This is a genomic window from Luteimonas sp. YGD11-2, assembly GCF_004118975.1.
Taxonomy (GTDB): Bacteria; Pseudomonadota; Gammaproteobacteria; order Xanthomonadales; family Xanthomonadaceae; genus Luteimonas; species Luteimonas muca.
The window spans coordinates 2,913,591-2,933,175 of record NZ_CP035376.1 but is presented as its reverse complement, the minus strand read 5'-3'; the positions used below and the strand labels follow the sequence as shown (position 1 = coordinate 2,933,175).

General features: G+C 70.4%; 16 protein-coding genes. 10 read left to right on the top strand and 6 right to left on the bottom strand.

The genetic code is table 11. The features are described 5' to 3' along the window. Positions 1 to 101: 101 nt before the first annotated feature. The 3 genes from ERL55_RS13580 to ERL55_RS13565 all read left to right on the top strand — a co-directional run bounded on the left by ERL55_RS13580 (position 102) and on the right by ERL55_RS13565 (position 4,600). Positions 102 to 902, top strand: a complete 801-nt coding sequence (locus ERL55_RS13580) for a helix-turn-helix domain-containing protein (RefSeq protein ID WP_129136895.1) — start codon at positions 102 to 104, stop codon at positions 900 to 902. Between the two features lie 48 nt (positions 903 to 950). Beyond that, complete coding sequence (locus tag ERL55_RS13570; RefSeq protein WP_164972208.1) at positions 951 to 1,421, top strand: hypothetical protein; 471 nt, start codon at positions 951 to 953, stop codon at positions 1,419 to 1,421. 512 nt (positions 1,422 to 1,933) lie between these two features. Next, positions 1,934 to 4,600, top strand: coding sequence for an EAL domain-containing protein (locus tag ERL55_RS13565; protein WP_129136892.1), 2,667 nt, complete (start codon positions 1,934 to 1,936; stop codon positions 4,598 to 4,600). 12 nt (positions 4,601 to 4,612) lie between these two features. Here ERL55_RS13565 and ERL55_RS13560 read toward each other — a convergent pair whose 3' ends face one another. Then, positions 4,613 to 5,449 (bottom strand): SAM-dependent methyltransferase, encoded by an 837-nt coding sequence (locus ERL55_RS13560; protein ID WP_129136891.1) that lies wholly within the window; start codon positions 5,447 to 5,449, stop codon positions 4,613 to 4,615. 280 nt (positions 5,450 to 5,729) lie between these two features. On the opposite strand from ERL55_RS13560, the gene ERL55_RS13555 reads away from it, so the two are divergent. The 3 genes from ERL55_RS13555 (at position 5,730) to ERL55_RS13545 (ending at position 8,776) form a co-directional block, all read left to right on the top strand. Then, on the top strand, positions 5,730 to 6,443 hold the full coding sequence (locus tag ERL55_RS13555; protein WP_129136890.1) for an outer membrane beta-barrel protein: 714 nt from the start codon (positions 5,730 to 5,732) through the stop codon (positions 6,441 to 6,443). Positions 6,444 to 6,773: 330 nt separating this feature from the next. Continuing rightward, positions 6,774 to 7,940, top strand: a complete 1,167-nt coding sequence (locus ERL55_RS13550; protein ID WP_129136889.1) for a catalase family protein — start codon at positions 6,774 to 6,776, stop codon at positions 7,938 to 7,940. Then, a complete protein-coding gene (locus ERL55_RS13545) occupies positions 7,937 to 8,776 on the top strand; it encodes an SDR family oxidoreductase (protein ID WP_129136888.1) in 840 nt (279 codons plus the stop codon). Before ERL55_RS13550 ends, ERL55_RS13545 begins: the two co-directional genes overlap by 4 nt. A gap of 53 nt (positions 8,777 to 8,829) precedes the next feature. On the opposite strand, the gene ERL55_RS13540 is transcribed toward ERL55_RS13545, so the two are convergent. Beyond that, positions 8,830 to 10,092, bottom strand: a complete 1,263-nt coding sequence (locus ERL55_RS13540) for a serine hydrolase domain-containing protein (protein ID WP_129136887.1) — start codon at positions 10,090 to 10,092, stop codon at positions 8,830 to 8,832. 223 nt (positions 10,093 to 10,315) lie between these two features. Between ERL55_RS13540 and ERL55_RS13535 the strand changes: the two genes are divergently transcribed. Next, positions 10,316 to 12,205, top strand: a complete 1,890-nt coding sequence (locus ERL55_RS13535) for an ATP-binding protein (protein WP_129136886.1) — start codon at positions 10,316 to 10,318, stop codon at positions 12,203 to 12,205. A 106-nt stretch (positions 12,206 to 12,311) separates the two neighbouring features. Continuing rightward, the gene (locus ERL55_RS13530; RefSeq protein ID WP_129136885.1) at positions 12,312 to 13,520 is read left to right on the top strand and encodes an MFS transporter; all 1,209 of its coding nucleotides are present in this window, start codon (positions 12,312 to 12,314) and stop codon (positions 13,518 to 13,520) included. Between the two features lie 115 nt (positions 13,521 to 13,635). Here the strand turns inward: ERL55_RS13530 and ERL55_RS13525 are convergent, their stop codons facing one another. Beyond that, the gene (locus ERL55_RS13525) at positions 13,636 to 14,412 is read right to left on the bottom strand and encodes a hypothetical protein (protein ID WP_129136884.1); all 777 of its coding nucleotides are present in this window, start codon (positions 14,410 to 14,412) and stop codon (positions 13,636 to 13,638) included. Positions 14,413 to 14,561: 149 nt separating this feature from the next. Here ERL55_RS13525 and ERL55_RS13520 point away from each other — a divergent pair, with 149 nt between their 5' ends. Next, on the top strand, positions 14,562 to 15,119 hold the full coding sequence (locus tag ERL55_RS13520) for a DUF2242 domain-containing protein (RefSeq protein ID WP_129136883.1): 558 nt from the start codon (positions 14,562 to 14,564) through the stop codon (positions 15,117 to 15,119). A gap of 38 nt (positions 15,120 to 15,157) precedes the next feature. Here the strand turns inward: ERL55_RS13520 and ERL55_RS13515 are convergent, their stop codons facing one another. The 3 genes from ERL55_RS13515 to ERL55_RS13505 form a co-directional block, all read right to left on the bottom strand. Further along, a complete protein-coding gene (locus ERL55_RS13515) occupies positions 15,158 to 15,529 on the bottom strand; it encodes a hypothetical protein (RefSeq protein ID WP_129136882.1) in 372 nt (123 codons plus the stop codon). Positions 15,530 to 15,754: 225 nt separating this feature from the next. Next, positions 15,755 to 17,779, bottom strand: a complete 2,025-nt coding sequence (locus tag ERL55_RS13510; protein WP_129136881.1) for a M3 family metallopeptidase — start codon at positions 17,777 to 17,779, stop codon at positions 15,755 to 15,757. An 84-nt stretch (positions 17,780 to 17,863) separates the two neighbouring features. Further along, on the bottom strand, positions 17,864 to 18,061 hold the full coding sequence (locus ERL55_RS13505; protein ID WP_129136880.1) for a hypothetical protein: 198 nt from the start codon (positions 18,059 to 18,061) through the stop codon (positions 17,864 to 17,866). A gap of 257 nt (positions 18,062 to 18,318) precedes the next feature. Here ERL55_RS13505 and ERL55_RS13500 point away from each other — a divergent pair, with 257 nt between their 5' ends. Then, positions 18,319 to 19,563, top strand: coding sequence for a putative DNA modification/repair radical SAM protein (locus ERL55_RS13500; protein ID WP_129136879.1), 1,245 nt, complete (start codon positions 18,319 to 18,321; stop codon positions 19,561 to 19,563). Positions 19,564 to 19,585 lie beyond the last annotated feature (22 nt).

Here is a 19,585-nt window from a genome sequence, read left to right as displayed (position 1 = left end):
CTTCCCGTGAGTGCTCCCCTGCGCCTGCAGTCGGCCACACCCGGGCGTGCCGGCGTCAGCTGGGGCTCGCCCCATGGCCTGCTGCTCGGTCGGCCGAACGCATGGTGCGCTGGCGCTTGAGCCCGGCGCGGGTCTCACGCGGGTTCGGCATCCAGCTGGTGGCCAACGCCTGCAAGCCGGTGGACCGCAGCGGCCTGATCGAACGGTTGACCGCGGATGTGGAGGCCTTCGACCCGCATCGCCTCGACATGCTGGTGTACCGGCTGCGCCGCAAGTGCGAACAAGCGTCGAAGCATCCGCTCCCGCTGCGCGCGGTGCGCGGTGCGCGGCGTCGGCTACATGATCGACTGGTAGGCGGCCGCAGGACCGGCCGGCGGGGCACGGCGGGCCGCGGGCGCGGCGGAAGGTGCGGAGGGTCGCGGGTTCGGGCTCACACTTCCTTCACGACGGCATTCACCGGGTCATGGCGGGCGCATCTCGGAAGCCGATGTGCACGCGCATTACCGGCAGCAGATGCAGGCACTCACGGACTTCGACAGCGAAGCGCTCTGCAACCGATGGCGGCGGACTACGCGGTCCGCAGTGTCGAGCACCTCGACGGCAGGTCACTGCGGCACACGTTGGACCGCACCACGGGCTGCCGGCAGATGGAGGACGCGCTGGCGCTGATGCGCGTACTCCACAACCAGACCGGCGGCCTGGTCGGGATCGACTTCAGCTACGAGATCACCCGGATCGACATCGCACCCGGCGGACGCCGGGCGATCGTGGAGGCGACCGCCACCGCACGGATCGCGGGAAGACTGCTGACGCGCAGCCGCTCGAAGGGAGAGTTGTCGCGGTCCCTGTGGCGCGTACGCGACCACGGCGGACAGGTGCAAAGCTGGAACTACGGCGGCTGAGCGCAACGCGCGCCGCCCGACGGCACCTGCCCGGCACACGCCGGGCAGGTGACAGGCACTCAGATCCGGCTGCCGGAGCCGGTGCTGCTGGAGCCGCCGCTGGTGCTGGAGCCGGTCGAGCTCGAGCCGCCGGAGCTGCTCGAACTGCCGGAGCTGCCGGAACTGCCTGAACCGGTGGAGCCCATGGCGCCGCCCGAGCCGGTGGAACCGCTGGAGCCCATCGAACCACCGGCGCCGGTCGAGCCACCCGACGAGCCGCTGCTGCCCGAACCACCCGATCCACCCAGGCCACTGGTACCCGCGCCGCCCGACGCGCTGCCGCCGGAAATGCCGCCGCTCGAGCCCATGCCGCCGGAGCTGCCGGAGCCCATGCTGCCGCCCGAGCCCGAGCCCGAGCCGCCGGAACTGGCGCCCGAGGAACCGGAGCCACCCATGCCGCCCGAAGACGTGCTGCTGCTGCCGCCCATGCTGCTGGCGGACTGGCCGCCATTGCCGGAGGACGACCCGGACTTGCCGTAGGTCGAACCTTCCATGTCACCGACCGGATCGCCATGCGGCGGGGTCCGGTCACCACGATCGGTGCTGCTGCCCTTGCTGGAGAACATCGAGTCGCCGCTGCCCTGGCGGCGTTGCCACGCACGGTAGGCGACCATGCCCACCGCGCCCGCTGCGATCAATCGGAAGAGTCCCATGTCGGCCTCCTTGTGTTGGATGGGTGCGCAGAATGGGCACGGGGGCGGTGATCCCGACGTGACTTCGCACGGGTGCGTTTAGTCGCCGCTCAAGCCCGCGCGTGCAGGCCGGAATACGACCCGCGTGTTCAGCCCGGCGGGCATCCAACGCCGGAAGGCGCGCGCCCGCCCACGGGGCGCGGGCTAGGATGCGGGGCGGGTGCCGATGTCGTCCGCCCCTGCTTCCGGAGAACCCTGCCGATGATCAAGAAAGTCCTGTTCGTCCCGATACCGCCATGGCGACGGCCCGCGGGTGGCCGCAGGAGCGACGGGTCGGCCTGATTGCCGATCGAGTGACGCATGCGTACCCAGGACACACAGGACGATCCGCCGGTCCCCCCGCCGGCCGGTGAGCGCAAGGACCGCCGCAGCGTGTTCCAGGCGCTGCCGCCACTGGCCTGGGCGCTGCTGGTGCTGGTGGCCGGCCTGCTGCTCACCGCCGAGCTGGCGCGGCGCGACCTGCGCGACAGCCGGCAGCGCGCCGACATGCTCTACAACTCGCTCGCCGATGCCGCGCAGGTGCGGCTCGACGATGCGCTCGACACCGCCGCCGTGGCGCTGCGGGCGATGCAGACGGTGCTGCTGTCGGCGGGTGACCTCGACCAGACCACCTATGCCCACTACCACGACAACCTGCGCGCGGTGGATGACCTGCCCGGGTATCTCGCCACCGCGTTCGCGCGTCGGCACGCGGTGACCGCCGCCGACGGCACGCCGCTGTACCGCTACGAGCTGCTGGCCCCCCTCGAGGGCAACGAGATGCTGTTGTGGCTGGACATCACCACCCAGCCGGACAACCTCGCCGCGCTGGAGCGTGCGCGCGATGCCGACCAGCCGTCGATGTCGGCGCCGTTCCAGCTCACGCAGTTCAGCGACACGGGCGACGCCGGACTCGGCATCACCGTGCGGCTGCCGGTGTACTCGCGCGGGCGCGTTCCGGAAACCGTCGAGGAACGCCGTGCCCGCGAAACCGGTGCGCTGGCGATGAGCCTGCGGCTGGAACCGCTGGTGCGCAACGCGCTGCAGGGGCGGATCCTCGAATACATGCACGTCGGCCTGCGCGACCTCGGCGCCGCCGGGAACGGCCATGTCTTCGCGAGCGGGTCGCCGCCGGCGGATGCACCGGCATACACCCGCGTGCTCGAGTTCGGCGACCGCCGCTGGGAGCTGCGCATGCAGCCGTTGCCGCCGCCGCCCGACGGTAACCGTTCGCGGTCGATCATCATGCTCGGCACGCTGATCAGCGTGCTCGCCGCGCTGCTGCTGTGGTCGATCGCCGGCACCCATCGCCGTGCGCTGGCGCTGGGCCAGCGGATGAGCACGCGTTTCAGCGAGAGCGAGGCGCGCTTCCGCACCCTCAACGAACTGCTGCCGGCGCTGGTGCTGCTGGCCGACGCCGACGGCACCATCACCTATGCCAACCAGTTCGCACGCCGGCGGCTGGGCGACGTGGTCGGCACCCGGCTGGACGCGCTGTACAGCGACCCGGGCCCGCGCATGGCGGTGGCCGACGCCAGCGGCCGCGAGGCGGGCTGGGAAGAGCGCGAGATGGAGATCACCACCGGCAAAGGCAGCTTCTGGGCGCGCGTATCACTGGCGCCGGTGGTCGTGGATGGCCAGCCGCACATGCTGCTGACCGCCACCGACATCAGCGAGCAGCGCGAGCTCAACGCGCGCCTGCGCTACCAGGCCTCGCACGATGCGCTGACCGAGCTGTGCAACCGCCGCGAGTTCGAGCGGCAGCTGGCGCTGGCACTGGCCGGGCGCCGCGCGCACCCGGAGACGCCGCCGTTCGCGTTGCTGTACTTCGATGTCGACCAGTTCAAGCTGGTCAATGATCTGTCCGGGCACCGGGCCGGCGACCAGATGCTGGTGGAGATGGTGCTGGCGATCGGCCAGAACCTGCGCGAGGGCGACCTGTTCGCGCGCCTGGGCGGCGACGAGTTCGGGCTGCTCGCCTATGGCGTCAACGAGACGGAAGCACTTGCGCTTGCCGAACGCCTGCGCCGCTGCATCGACAGCGTGCGCTTCGTCTGGCAGGGCCGGACGCATTCGGTCAGCGCAAGCATCGGCGTGGTGATGTCCGACCGTGCCGGCGCGACCCTGCAGGATGTGATGGCCTGGGCCGACAGCGCCTGCTACCAGGCCAAGGAGAACGGCCGCAACCGTGTGCACCTGTACCGCGAGGACGACGACAGCACGCGCCGCCGCAGCGAGATGGAGTGGGCCAGCCGCATGCGCAGCGCCATCGAGCAGGGGCGCCTGCTGCTCGACTACCAGGAGGTGGTGGCGCTGACCACGGCCGTCGCCGACGGCCCGCATATCGAACTGCTGTTGCGCCTGCGCGACGAGACCGGTGCGGTGGTGCTGCCGGGCGCCTTCATGCCCGCGGCCGAACGCTATGGGCTGATGCCCACCGTCGACCGCTGGGTGATCGGCACCGTGCTGGGCAATTTCGCGCGCCTGCACCCGGCCGGGGCGGAGCTGCAGACCTGCGCGATCAACCTGTCCGGCGCCAGCATCGACGACGAGGATCTTGCCGACTTCATCCTCGACTGCATCGCGCGCCACGGGGTGCCGGCGCACCGGGTCTGCCTCGAGATCACCGAGACGGTGGCGGTGCGCAGCCTGCTGCGGGTGACCCGGGTGATCGAGCGCCTGCGCAGCGCCGGCTGCCGCATCGCGCTGGATGACTTCGGCTCGGGCATGTCGTCGTTCGGATACCTCAAGAACCTGCCGGTGGACGTGATCAAGATCGACGGCAGCTTCATCCGTGAGGTGGATACCGATCCGATGAGCCGCACCATCGTCAGCGCGATCGTGCAGATCGGCCACCAGCGCGGCCTGAAGGTGGTCGCCGAATGGGTCGACAACGACGGGGCGCGCGGGGTGCTCGACGAACTCGGCGTCGACTACGGCCAGGGCTTTGCCCTGCACGAACCGGAACGGGTGATGTTCCAGCGCTGACGCTGCCGCGGTTCAGCGGCGCGTGGCGAACACGCCGTCGAGTTCCGGACGCGCCTCGAAGCCGCAGGCCTGCAGGCGGCGCACCACCTCGCGCGGCACGTCGCGGCCGCTGGTCAGGCGGTTGGGGCTGCCGGTGTAGTGGAACAGGCGCCCGCCGCGGCGCAGCACTCTCGCAAGTTGTTCGTAGAAGGCTTTCGAGTACAGCTCGCCGGCGATGCCGAAGCGCGGCGGATCGTGCAGCACCGCATCCATCGAGGCATCCGGCAACGCGGTGATCGCCGCGGTGACGTCGGCATGCTGCAGCTGCAGGCGACCACCGGCATCGGCGGACGCCTGATCCGGCGACCACGGGTTGATGCTGCGCAGCCACAGCACGTCCTCGTTCTTCTCGAACGAATGGATACGCGACACGCCCGCCTCCAGGCAGCACGCCGCGAAGTAGCCGAGCCCGCCGCAGGTGTCGAGTACCACCTTGCCGCGTGGTGCCACCAGCGCGACCTTGCGGCGCGCATCAGCCAGCGGCGACTCGCGGGCGGTGGGCAGCATCTTGATGCCGTCGATCTCGAACGTCGGCACGCCCCATGGCGTCGGCACCAGTTTGATCAGCGACCGCGCGTACCGCGACACCGGCAACCATTCGTCGCCTTCGCGCAGGTAGATCGTGCGGTCCTTCAATGCACCGGGATACGGCTGTGGCTGGCCGCGCCACACCCAGTGTTCGGCGCACGGCGTCACGGTGTCTTCGCTGCGACCCAGGTCGAAGGAGCCGGTCCAGCTGCCGGCGGCGCGTGCCGCCATCAGCGCGGACGCGATGTCGCGGGTGACCAGGGGTCCGGCGTATCGGCGCATGGAGGCAATCGGATGACGGGCGCGCATCGTAACCGCGACATGCCGGATCCAGTGATGTGTCGCCGGTCACGCCGGGGCATGGGCCGGTGCTCACCGGTTGCTCATCACGTTGAATGCGCCTTGAACCTGCCTGTTAGCGCTGCGTGGTGGAGGTGTGAACGTTGTGACGCGCTTCAGTTCGGGCCCTCTTAACTGCGGCCGCGGATGGCCACCTGCATGCGCCTCCGCCCGACCCGTCCATCCCCCAACGGGTCGCGTCATAAAAATCAGGAGAGTCCCGATGAAGAAAGCCCTGCTCCCCGTTGCACTTGCGGCCGTCGCCCTCAGCCCCGCCGCGTTCGCGCAATCGCGCGGTGGCGATACCTATCGTCCCGACCTGGCCGTGGGCCAGGGGAACTGGTTCCTTGCCGGCAATGTCGGCCGCACCGATGGCGGCACGGCCGACACCTTCGGCAGCGGCGACTTCAACGTGTTCGAAAGCCGCGATGGCCGCCGCACCGGCTACGGGCTCGCGACGGGTTACCGCTGGAAGCTCAGCCCCAACTTCGGCCTGGGCGTGGAAGGTGGCTACACCGACCTCGGCAACATCAAGGTGAGCAACGCCTTCCGCAGCGACGAAGAGGTGAACCAGCGCGACGACACCAATGCGTTGCGTGGCTGGCACGTCGGCGGCAATGCACGCTGGAACGTGACCCCGGCCTGGTACGTGGGTGCGCGTGGGGGCTACTTCCGCGCATCCGACAACAACCTCGACTACTACAACTCGGTCGGCCAGGACCTCGGCCTGGAGAGCGGCGGCAGTGACGGCCGCAACAGCTGGTATGCCGGCGTCGGCACCGGCTGGAACGCCACCGAGAACTTCAGCGTCGGCGTGCATTACGACTACTTCCGCGCCAAGTCCGGCGAGGTGCGCGACCCGGTGACCGGGGTGCGTTTCGACGGGCCCAAGCGCTCCACCGCACTGCTGGGCCTGACCGCCGAATACGCGTTCTGATCCAACGGTCAGCGGTTCCGAACGGGCGCCACGTGTGGCGCCCGTTCCCCATTTCGGCGATCGTGCGAGCAGGTCAAGACGTCAGCCCCGGGGCTCCGGTGTGGACGCCGTCGGTGGCGGGGCCTGCACCTCGGCCCGGTCAGACATCCATGTCTGACTCGCCGCCGCAGGCCATCCATGGCCTGCTATCCGCATACCCCGCCACCGACGCCGCATCGCCCTTTGCTTGCGCGGCTTCTTTGGCGATGGGCGGTCGTCGTCGGTTCCGACGTGCACGATCCCGTGACCGGTCGCGCAGCACTCTGTGATCACCCCCCGAGGAGCACTCCGATGCCTGCAGCCGATGCGGATCGCTACGCACGCTATGACGAGCGCATGGCCGAATCGCGCGGGGACGAGCCGGAACTCGAGCTCGAACTCGGCCATGTGCTGATGGAGATCGTGCGCACGACCTGGCAGGACGAAGGTCGCGCACTGCGCGCCGTGCATGCCAAGAGCCATGCGCTGCTCGAAGCCGAAGTTGAAGTGCCGGCGCTGCCGCCGGAGCTCGCCCAGGGCGTGTTCGCGACGCCGGCGTGCTACCGCGCGGTACTCCGGATTTCGACTACCCCCGGCGATCTGCTGCCCGATCGGGTATCGACGCCGCGCGGCATCGCGTTGCGGCTGTTCGACGTTCCCGGCGAGCGACTCGACGGCGCCCACCATCTGCGCAGCCAGGACTTCCTGCTGGTCAACGCGCCACGCTTCAACGCACCCGATGGCCATGCCTTCCTGCGCAGCCTGCGACTGCTGGCGAAGACCACCGACCGCGTGCCGCGCACCAAGCAACTGGTGTCGGCGATCGCGCGTGGCGCCGAGCGCACACTGGAGACGCTGGGCGGCGAGAGCAGCGCGCTCAAGGCGATGGGCGGCCAGCCGCCGGTGCATCCGCTGGGCGAGACCTACTTCACCCAGGTGCCGCACCGCTTCGGCGCGCACATCGCCAGGCTGCAGCTGGTGCCGGTGACGCCCGCGATGCAGGCGCTTGCCGGCGACGCCATCGACCTCGCCGATGACGACGCCCTGCGCGCAGCGCTCGGCGATTACTTCGCGCGCCATGGCGCGGAGTGGGAACTGCGTGCGCAGCTGTGCACCTCGCTCGAGGAGATGCCGGTGGAGGATGCCAGCGCCGAATGGGATACCCGGCGCAGCCCCTACCGCACCATCGCCACCGTGCGGGTGGCACCGCAGACGGCCTGGAGTGAGGCGCGCAGTGCGGTGATCGACGATGGCATGGGTTTCAGCCCGTGGCTCGGCGTGCAGGCGCACCGTCCGCTGGGGCAGATCATGCGCCTGCGCCGGCGCACCTATGAGCGCTCGCAGGCGTTCCGCGAGGACCGGATGGGCCCGTTCGTCACCGGCTGCCCGTTCGCGGCGATGCACGGATCCACCGGCTCACGGGATCTGGACGGCGGCGGTCCTAGCGTGGTGCCCCCCAACCGTCCGGAGGCGACATGAACCAGCCCGAGCAGCAGCAGGAAGTCCCCGGCGTCGAGAAGAAACTCGACCCGCCCGCCGACCACGGCGAGAAGAGCTATCGCGGCAGCGGCAGGCTCGACGGCAAGGTCGCGGTGATCACCGGTGGCGACAGCGGCATCGGCCGCGCGGTGGCCATCGCCTATGCACGCGAAGGCGCCGACGTGCTGGTGAGCTATCTGTGCGAGGACGAAGACGCGGAAGAGACGAAGCGCTGGGTCGAGGAGGCCGGGCGCCGCTGTGTGCTGGTGCGTGGCGAACTCGCCGACCCCGCGCACTGCCGCTCGGTGGTGCAGCAGGCGGTGGATGCATTCGGCCGCATCGACGTGCTGGTCAACAACGCCGCCTTCCAGATGTCGCGTGAATCGCTGGACGACATCCCCGACGAGGAATGGGACTACACCTTCCAGGTCAACGTCACCGCGATGTTCCACCTGTGCAAGGCCGCGCTGCCGCACATGAAGGCTGGCGCGTCCATCATCAACACCAGCTCGATCAACTCCGACAAGCCCAACCCGGGCCTGTTGCCGTATGCGGCCACCAAGGGTGCGATCGCCAACTTCACCGCGGGGCTCGCGCAGATGCTGGCGGAGAAGGGCATCCGCGTGAATTCGGTGGCGCCGGGCCCGATCTGGACGCCGCTGATCCCGGCCACGCTGCCGCCGGATTCCGTCAAGGACTTCGGCCAGCAGGTGCCCCTCAAGCGCCCCGGCCAGCCGGCGGAGTGCGCGCCGATCTACGTGCTGCTGGCGTCCGACGAGGCCAGCTACATGACCGGCGGGCGCTATGCGGTCACCGGCGGCACGCCGATCCTGTAAGGCGACCAGGTACCTCCGCGGGTGTTGCCCGCGGAGGCCTCGCCTGACGCGGCTTACGGGTCCGCGGTGGCCGTGACGGTTGCCGCCGGCAGGTCGCCCGCGGCGAGCTGTTCCTCGATGGCGGTGAACGCCGAGCGTGTCCCGGGTGGTGCGTCCTGCATCCCCGTGGCGAAATACACCACGCCGCTGCCGGCGGGACGGTCCACCCACAGCCCCGACAGCAGGCCATAGGCCGACCCTGCGTGGCCGACGCGCTCGCGGCCATCACCGAACGGGTCGTCCCTGCACCCTTCCACCGGGGTGGACAGCGTCTGCGCGGCCAGGCCGTAGCGGCAGAAGAAACCCTCGCGCGACTGACCGCTGGCGTCCTCCTCGGCGGTCACGCCGTTGTCGCCGGTGCGCACCCAGGCGGGTGCCAGCAGTGTCGCCACGGAGGCCGGTGACAGCAGGCGCATGCCGTCGACCTCACCCTCGCCCAGCAGCAGCCGGCCGATGGTTGCCAGGTCGCGCGCGGAAATGCGCAGGCCGCCCTGCGGCGAGAACAGCGCACCGTTGCGGCCCGGTTGCCATTGCGCGAGGTCGCAGCTGCCGTCGGAGGCCGCGCGCACCGGGCACGCGGGACGCGCGCTGCGGGTGTCGTCGGTGCCGGATTCGCGCCCGGTGTCGTAGAGGATCACCGCCCGTGAGCGTTGCGCATCGTCGCAGGTGGACCAGCCGAAGCAGGCCGACAATCCCAGGGGCTCGAACAGCAGGCGCTGCATCAGCCGGTCGAAGCGCTCGCCGGTGGCGCGTTCCATGGCCGAGGCGACGACCGGGAAGTTGAGGTTGGCGTAGCGGAAGTACCGGCCGGGCGCATGTGCGCTGTCCCACGCGCGCGGATCGGCGAGCAGATCCGCCAGCGCGCCGTCCAGCGGCACCTGCCAGTAGCCGGCATCGTCGGTCAGCCCGGCGCGGTGCGACAGCAGCAGGCGCAGGGTGATCGGCACCTCCGGATGGTCGGGGTGGCGGAGCTTCCATCCGAGCAGCGTGGAGACGTCGGCGTCGAGGTCCAGCGCACCGGCCTCGACCAGGCGCATGACGCCAAGCGCGACCACCAGCTTGGAGATCGAGGCGATGCGCACCGGGTCGTCGGCGGTGACCGTACGCCCCGCCTGCAGATCCGCATGTCCAGCCGTACGTACATCGGTGACGTGGTCGCGGTCGAAGGCGATCCGCACCGATGCCACCGGCGTGGTGGCATGCGCCACGGTGGATGCCAGCAGCAGGGCCAGCAGGCTGCAGGCCAGGGGCAACGGCCGACGGCGGAGATCACGCATACGCACATTCCCGGAACAGGGTGACGCCGATGTATAGCGCAGATGCACGTATCCGGCATGCTCCGTCGCGGCCCGGTGTGCGCGGCTTGCGGCGAAGCGGGCAGGGCGCGGCGCGTACTCGCCGCGCCCGGCACGGTCGGCTACATTGGCCGTCCTGCCACACGCCCGGCGATGCCGCTGCAGCGGTCACGTTACGGATGTCAGCGGCCCCACCGGATCCGGTATGCGCCCCAACGAGTCCCTTGAATTCCGCCGGCTTGCCGACACCGCGCCGGCGATCCTGTGGGTAACCGACGCCAGCGGCCAGTGCACCTTCCTGTCACGCGGCTGGTACGAGATGACCGGGCAGAACGAGGCCGAAGCGCTGGGTTACGGGTGGCTCGAAGCCCTGCATCCCGACGACCGTCCGGCGATGCGGGCGCGCTTCGCACGTGCCAGCCGTACCGGCAAGGCGTTCGCCCTCGACTACCGCGTGCGCTGCCGGGATGGCGGTTACCGCTGGGCGCTGGACGCCGCCAACCCGCGCCATGCCGACGACGGCAGTTTCGCCGGCTTCGCGGGCTCGGTCATCGACATCGACGACCGCCGCCGCTCCGAGGACAACTACCGCGCGCTGTTCAATTCGATCGAAGAGGGCGTCTGCATCCTGCAGGTGCTGTTCGATGGCAGGCAGCAACCGCGTGATTACCGCTTCCTCGAGGTCAACCCGGCCTTTTCCCGCCATACCGGGCTGGCCGACCCCGTCGGGCACACCGCGCGCGAGATGCTGCCCGACCTGGAGGAACACTGGTTCGAGATCTATGGCCGCGTGGCGATGTCGGGCGAGCCGGAACGCTTCGAGCAGGGTTCCGACGCCATGGGGCGCTGGTTCTCGGTCTATGCGTTCCGCATCGGTGACCCCGCCGGGCACACGGTGGCGCTGCTGTTCACCGACATCACCGCGCGCCGCCGCCAGGAGCAGGCGCTGCGCGATGCCGAGCAGCGCAAGGACGAGTTCCTCGCCACCCTGGCCCATGAGCTGCGCAATCCCCTGGCGCCGATCCGCACCTCGCTGTACGTGCTCAAGCTCAACCAGGACCCGGAAACGGCCACCCGCATGCTCGACATCCTGATGCGACAGGTCGACCAGCTGACCCATCTGGTGGACGACCTCACCGAGGTCTCGCGCATCACCCGTGGCCGCATCGAGCTGCGTGCGGTCGACATCCCGCTGGCCTCGGTGCTGCGCAACGCCGCCGAGAGCGTGCAGCCCACCCTCGCCCAGAGTGGGCAATCCCTGCAGATCGACGTTCCGCCGGAGCCGCTGTGGCTGCGCGCGGACCCGGTGCGGCTGGGCCAGGTGTTCATCAACCTGCTCAACAACGCCGCCCGCTACAGCCGCGAGAACACCACCATCCGCGTGGTTGCCAGCGCCGAGGGCACCGACGCCGTGGTCTCGGTACGCGACGAGGGCATGGGCATCGCGCGCGAGCACCTGCAGAGCATCTTCGACCTGTTCACCCAGGTCGACCGCCAGCACAGTGCCGACACCCGCGGGCTGGGCATCGGCCTGGCGCTGGTGCGCAGCCTGGTGCAGATGCACGGCGGCAATGTCACCGCACGCAGCGAAGGCCGCGGGCAGGGTGCGGAATTCATCGTGCGCCTGCCGCTGCACGCGCCGGGTCAGGCCGCGGCGACACCCGCGGATGGCACCGCCAAGCCGTTCTCCGGGCTGCGTGTGCTGGTGGCCGACGACAACCGCGACGCCGCGGAAAGCATGGGCGAGTGGCTGAGCGCATTCGGTGCCGAGACCATCGTCGTCCACGACGGCCACGCGGCGCTGACGATGGCGCAGATGCACCTGCCGCATGTCGCGCTGCTGGACCTCGGCATGCCGGAGCTGAGCGGGCTGGAAGTGGCGCAGCGCTTGCGTGCGGTGCCCGGTGCCGCGGACATGCGCCTGATCGCGATCACCGGCTGGGGGCAGGCGCGTGACCGTGCCGGCACCGAGGCGGCCGGCTTCGACCACCACATGACCAAGCCGCCGGATATCGCGTTGCTGCGGTCGCTGCTGCAGGAGGCGCACCGCGAGCTGGCCGACCCTGTCGCAAGCGACGCCGCGCAGGACGGCTGAGCGGTAGCCATCCGGTGGGCTGAACCCCGCCTGCGGCCGGACGGGACGCGGGTAGGCAGCGCCGGTGCTGCATCGCACAATAATGCGGCCGTCCGATGCCGCTGCGATGACCCCGACCGCCCACCACCACCATCCACTCGACCCGCGCCAGCAGGGCCGGGTGCTGTTCGCGCTGGCGATCGGCGGCTTCGCCATCGGCACCAGCGAGTTCGCGCCGATGGGGATGATGCCGGACATGGTCGCCGACCTCGGCGTCAGCGAACCGCAGCTGGGCCACTCCATCAGCGCCTACGCGCTGGGCGTGGTGGTCGGCGCGCCGCTGCTGGCGGTGCTCGGTGCACGCCTGTCGCGGCGCGCGCTGCTGCTGGCGACGATGGCGCTGTACGTGCTCGGCAACCTGGCCAGCGCGCTGGCGCCGGGGTATCTGTCGCTGACCGCGATGCGCTTTCTGGCCGGCCTGCCGCATGGCGCCTATTTCGGCGTGGCCGCACTGGTGGCCGCCTCGATCAGCCCCCCCGGTCGCCGCGGCACGGCGATGGCGCGGGTGATGCTGGGCCTGTCGGTGGCGCTGCTGGTCGGCAATCCGCTCGCGGCCTGGCTTGCGCAGGTGGCGGACTGGCGCTGGACCTTCGCGCTGGTGGCGGTGCTCGCCGTGCTGACGATGGTGCTGGTGGCACGGCTGCTGCCGCCCGACCCGCACGAACCCCGGCACGACATCCGCCGCGAACTGCGTGACTTCAACCGCTCGCAGGTGTGGCTGGCGCTGGCGATCGGCGCGATCGGCTTCGCCGGCATGTTCTGCGTTTTCAGCTACCTGGCGCCGACGATGATCGAGGTCACCGGCATCGCCCCACGCCATGTGCCGCTGGGGCTGGTGGCGTTCGGCGTGGGTGCGATCGTCGGCAACCTGGTCGGCGGCTGGCTGTCGGACCGCTACCGCTTCCGCGCCGCCGGCATCGTGCTGGTGTGGTCGCTGGTGGTGCTGCTGCTGTTCCCGCTGGCGACCCGCTCGGCGTGGTCGATCCTGCTGGCGGTGGTGGCCGTGGGCAGCATGGGGGCGCTGGCCACCGTGCTGCAGGCGCATCTGATGGATGTCGCCGGCGGTGCGCAGACGCTCGCCGCCGCCTCCAACCATTCCGCCTTCAACACCGCCAATGCGCTGGGCCCGTGGCTGGGTGGGCTGGCGATCAACGCCGGCTGGGGCTGGACCTCGACCGGCTACGTCGGTGCGGCCACCGCGGTGGCGGGACTGCTGCTCTATGCCTGGGCGCGCCACGACGCACGGCGCCTGCGCGCGCTCGAGGCGGCGGGCTGACCCACCGCGCGGTCATGGCGCGATGCAGCGGTGCCGCGTCCCCGTCCGCGGCGGAAAGCCGCGTGACCGCCGGGGGCGCGTCGCCGATCCGCCGCCGGTTGGTGCTGACGGCGCCTCAGCGGCCGTCGCGGTCGGCGTCGCCGGGCAGGGCGCGCTCGACGCGGTGCCAGGCATCGCGCACCGCGTGTTTCGCCTGTTCCCACGACAGCCGCGAGCCGCCGCGCTCGCGTTCCCAGTCGCGTCCGAGCCGGGCCTCGGTGGCCTCGTCCCAGCGCGCATCGCGGTCGGTGGCGCGCGCCCGGGTGCCGTAGCGGTAGGCGGCGCGGTAGTCGTCATAGCTGTAGTCGTCGCTGTAGTAGTCGGCGCGGCTGTAGTGCTCGCCGTAATAGGCGTCGACGTCGGTATAGGTGCGCCAGGTCTGGTCGGTGCGTTGCCAGGCGTCGGCCACCGCGGGACGTGCCTCGTTCCACGACAGGATCGACGCGCCGCGCGCGGTGTCCCAGCGCTCGCGCAGTTCCGGCTCGGCCTCGTCGAAGGCGCGGATATCCGCATTGCGTGCCTCGGTGCCGTAACGGTATGCGGGCGCGTAGTCGCGCTCGTAGTCGGCGTCGCCGCGGTAGTAGTCGCGGGTCGGGGCACTGTCGCGCCAGTACTCGACCTCCACGGTGGGGTCCACGCGTTCGGCGACCGCCTTGCCACCGGCAGCGCCGCCGACGGTGCCGATCGCGCCGCCCACCAGGGTGCCGATCGGGCCGAACAGGCTGCCGACCGCGGCGCCGGCGACCGCGCCCAGGGTCCCGCCCGCGGCGACGCCGCCGGGATGTGCGCCCGGGGCGCCGGAGATCGGGTCACGGTTGGCGTCGGGCTGGCGGGGCGTGTGCTTGTCGCGCATGGCGGGGCTCGCTGGATGGGGGTCGTTGCCACTGTCCGCCACCGCGGCGTGCAGGCGACGTGCACTGCCGCCGCTGCCGGCGCGCCGCCATTCACCATCCGGCGGGGATGCGCCGTCCTAAGCTATGCGGTCGTCCCGGATCATCTGCCATGCCCTACTCCCTGTTGCGCCTTGTCCTGCCGATCTGCCTCGTCGCGTCCGTGCTCACCGCCTGTGGTGGCGGCCAGGCCGGCAAGCCCCGGCCGGCCCTGCTCGGCGAGACCTTCGAGTTCGACGACATGTACTCGCGGGTCTTCGCCACCCGGCCGGAGGTGGCCTGCGAGGCCGCGCGCCGCGCGCTGCTGGGGCAGGGCTACGCCGTCGGTCGCGCCGAGGCCGCCTCGGTGGAGGCGAGCAAGAACTTCCAGCCGGAATCGGATTCGCACCTGCAGCTCGCGGTGCGCGTGTCGTGCGTGCCGCAGGAAGGCAAGGCGCTGGTGTTCGTCAGCGCGCTGCAGGACCGCTATGCGCTGCGCCGCAGTGCCAACTCGGCAAGCCTGGGCGTCAGCGCACTGGGGTCGGTGTCATTGCCGATCGGCAGCACCGAGGATTCGCTGGTGCGCGTCGCCAGCAGCACCGTGCAGGATGCGGAGTTCTATGCGCGGTTCTTCGAGCGCGTGCAGAGCTACCTGCCCGCGCACATACGCACCGTCGACGACGAGCGCTGACGGCGCGGGGGCGCCCCGCGCCACACCCGCGCATTGCCTCAACGGATCCAGCCGCGCAGTTCCTCGCGGCCCAGGCGCCCGTCGGCATCGGTGTCGACGCCGGCGAACTCCGCCGCCAGGGTCGGATGGGCGGCGGCCTCCCGGCGGTCCAGATAGCCATCGCCATTGCTGTCGAGCGCGTCGAAGTCGACCCGGTACTGGTCGCGCAGCACCGCGTCCGGCTCGTACGAGCGCACGATGACCTGTTGCTCGCCGGGGTTTCCGAAGGTGGTGATACCGGTCTGCGAGCCCTGCGCGCTGGCGCGGGCCGGCGCGTTGTCTGCCTGCGGCAGGGGGCGGGTCTGCGTCTGCGCGAAGGCCGCAAGCGGCAGCAGCGCGAGGAGGGCGAGGCTGTAGCGGGGCATGGTCATGGCAGGGCCTCCAGAGATGATGGGTCCGCGATCGCGGGTGATGCCATCCGAGTCTAGGCCGGGCCCTGTCAATGCCTGTTCGATCCGCCGGCGGGCATCGCGCGCAGGCGGGCGCGACCCGACCGGAAGCCCGGGCGTGCCGCCCGCAGGCCAGGGTGCGACGCCTGGTGACCGTGGGCGCGCGCGCGATCGGGTATGCGGCGCAATGGGCCTGGCGCGATCCGCTCAGGCCGCCATGCCGTTGTGCCGCAGCAGCGCGTCGATCTGCGGGTCGCGGCCGCGGAAGGCGCGGAAGTTCTCCAGTGCGGGCCGGCTGCCGCCACGCGCGAGGATCTCGCGGCGGAAGCGCGCGCCGGTGCCGGCCAGCGCATCGGGTTGCTCCTCGAACGCGGCATAGGCGTCCGCGCTCAGCACCTCGGCCCATTTGTAGCTGTAATAGCCCGCCGCGTAGCCGCCCGCGAAGATGTGCGCGAACTGGTGCGGGAAGCGGTGCCAGGCCGGCGGCCGGTTCACCGCGACCTCCTCGCGGATGCGCTCCAGCAGCGCCAGCACGTCGGCCGGGGGCTCGCCGGCATGCAGCTCCATGTCGAACAGCGCGAATTCCAGCTGGCGTACCGTCTGCATGCCGCTCTGGAAGTTGCGCGCGGCGAGCATGCGCTCGAACAGCGCGTGCGGTAGCGGCTCGCCGGTATCGACGTGCGCGGTCATCGCCTCCACCCACGGCCATTCCCAGCAGAAGTTCTCCATGAACTGGCTGGGCAGTTCCACCGCGTCCCATTCCACGCCGTTGATGCCGGCCACCGGCAGTTCGCCGACTTCGGTCAGCAGCTGGTGCAGGCCGTGGCCCATCTCGTGGAACAGGGTCGTCACCTCGTCATGGGTGAACGTTGCCGGTGCGCCGTCGACGCCGCGCCCGAAGTTGCAGACGAGATACACGATCGGCGTCTGCGTGCTGCCGTCGGCGCGATGGCGGCGGTTGCGGCAGTCGTCCATCCAGGCACCACCACGCTTGCCTTCGCGCGCGTAGAGGTCGAGGTAGAACTGCCCGACCAGTCGTCCAGCGCCATCGACCAGCCGGTAGAAGCGCACGTCCTCATGCCAGACCGGTGCGCTGTCCTGCTCGACGCGCAGGCTGTACAGGCTTTCGATCACGTCGAACAAGCCGGCCAGCACGCGCGGCTCGGTGAAGTAGCGCTTGACCTCCTGCCCGGAGTAGCTGAAGCGCGCCTCGCGCAGCTTCTGCGATGCCCAGGCGAGGAGGTCCCAAGGCTGCAGGGTGTCGATGCCGAGGCTGTCGCGGGCGAAGGCTTCCAGTTCGGCACGGTCGCGGCGCGCATGCGGCAACGCGCGCGAGGCGAGGTCGCGCAGGAACGCCAGCACCTCGTCGGCGGTGCGCGCCATCCGCGTGGTGAGTGCCAGCTCGGCGTAGTGCGCATGCCCGAGCAGTCGCGCCTGCTCGGCACGCAGCGCGAGGATCGCGTCGATCAGTGGACCGTTGTCCAGTTCGGCGGGGCCGGTTTCCGAGGCAAGCACGCCATAGGCGCGGTACAGCCGTTCGCGCAGGGCGCGGTTGTCGGCCCAGGTCTGCACCGGCAGGTAGCAGGGCATCTTCAGGCCGAGGCGCCAGCCGGCTTCGCCTGCGGCGTCCGCGGCGGCACGGCACTGCGCACGGACATCGTCCGGCAGGCCGGCAAGTTCGCCTTCGTCGGTGGTGGTGTATGACCACGCATCGGTGGCATCGAGCACGTGCTCGGAGAACTTCGCCGAAAGCTCCGCCAGTTCCTGCTGGACCTGCGCCAAGCGCGCCCTTGCGTCGGGTTCGAGCTCGGCGCCGCCGAGGCGGAAGTCGCGCAGGGCGTTGTCGACCACGCGCCGGCGCGCCGGGCTCCAGCCGGTTGCTTCGGGCGCGTTCGACAGCGCCCTGAAGCGCTCGTAGAGCGCCTGGTTCTGCTGCAGCGCGCTGTGGAAGCGCGTGACCCTCGGCAACGCGGCGTTGTAGGCCTCGCGCAGTTCGGGCGTGTTGACCACGGCGTTGAGGTGGCCGACCTGGTTCCAAGCGCGCCCGAGACGTTCGGTGGCGTCATGGAGGGGTTCGACGAAGTCGTCCCAGGTGACTGCCGCGGTGGTGGTGGCACGGGCGACGGCGGCATCGGCATCCGCCAGCAGGGTATCGATCGCGGGCGCGATATGTTCCGGGCGGATCGCGTCGAAGCGCGGCAGAGCGGAGAAGTCGAGCAGAGGGTTGGTCATCCCCGCATGGTGGGGGCGGACCCTGCGCGATTCCAGCAGCACAGGGCGCCGGACGCGGCGGGCGCGCGAAGCGCCCCTTGGACCTCAGGGCGCCGCGAGGATCGAGACGATACGGTTCTGCAGCCAGCTGGTGTCTTCGGGCGACATCTTGCCGCGCAACAACGAGCGGGTCTCGTGCGAGAACGCGGCCCAGAAGTCGCTGTCGTGGGGGTTCTGCTGGCGCATCTGCGGCAGGCGCTGGTGGAGATCGCTCAGGCGGCGATCGAGTTCGGGGCGTGACATGACAAACCTCTGTTGCAGGGCATCGGGCGCGATGGTGGCAACGATCGGCCCGGCGGGGAATCTGGTCGCGCTGCGCGGGACTGGCCGTGTGACACGGATGACAGGCGGGCGCGGCGCGTGTCCCAAGCTACCCCGGGGTGTGTACGGCGGTGTGAAAAACCGCGTGGAATCAGCGGTTTGCGCGCCGCACGTGTTCAGTCGGATGAACGGCGCCGCCTGTCTCACGGACTGAGACATGCAGCCGCCACCCTTGCACGGTGGAAACCGTCGACAAGCTTGCGATCCTGGCCGATGCCGCCAAATACGATGCGTCGTGCGCGTCGAGCGGCGCGTCGAAGCGCCATTCGCTCGGCACCGGCGGCATCGGTAGTACCGAAGGCATGGGCATCTGCCATTCCTACACCCCGGACGGGCGTTGCGTCTCGCTGCTGAAGATCCTGCTCACCAACTTCTGCATCTACGACTGCGCCTACTGCGTCAATCGCGTCAGCAGCAATGTGCGCCGCGCCCGCTTCAATACCGATGAAGTGGTGAAGCTCACGCTCGACTTCTACAAGCGCAACTACATCGAGGGGCTGTTCCTCTCCAGCGGCATCATCCGCTCGAGCGACTACACCATGGAGCAGCTGGTGGAAGTCGCGCGCAGCCTGCGCGAGGACCATCGCTTCGCCGGCTACATCCACCTCAAGACCATTCCCGACGCGGCGCCCGAACTGCTGGCGGCCGCAGGGCGCTACGCCGACCGGTTGAGCATCAACGTCGAACTGCCGACCGAGGCCGGGCTTGCCGAACTTGCGCCGGAGAAGAAGCTGCCCGGCATCCGTGCGGCGATGGGCGAACTGCGCTGGCGCATCGAGGAGAACCGCGAGCAGCACCGCGGACAGAAGCTGCTGCGTGCGAAGCCGCCGCGTTTCGCGCCGGCCGGGCAGAGCACGCAGATGATCGTGGGTGCCGACGGTGCCAACGACCGCAGCATCCTGCACACCAGCGACAACCTCTACGGCAATTACCGCCTGAAGCGCGTGTACTACTCGGCGTTCTCGCCGATCCCCGATGCCTCGATCCGGCTGCCGTCGCAGGCGCCGCCGCTGGTACGCGAGCATCGCCTCTACCAGGCCGACTGGCTGCTGCGTTTCTACGGCTTCGGTGTCGACGACATCGCACCCGCCGAAGCCGGCGGCATGCTCGATCTCGATATCGACCCCAAGCTCGCCTGGGCACTGCGCCATCCGGAGCAGTTTCCGGTGGACGTCAATCGCGCCTCGCGCGAACTGCTGCTGCGGGTGCCGGGGCTGGGGACGCGCAACGTGGATCGCATCGTCGCCTCGCGTCGCACCGGCGCGCTGCGGGTGGACGACCTGACGCGGCTGCGGGTGCCGCTGCGCAAGGCGCTTCCATTCCTGCTGCTGCCCGACCATGTGCCGCGCGGCGGCCTCGACAACCCTGCACGGCTGCGTGCGCAGCTGGCGCCACCGCCGCGGCAGGCGGACCTGTTCGCGTGAGCGGCGACCTGTTCGGCGATGC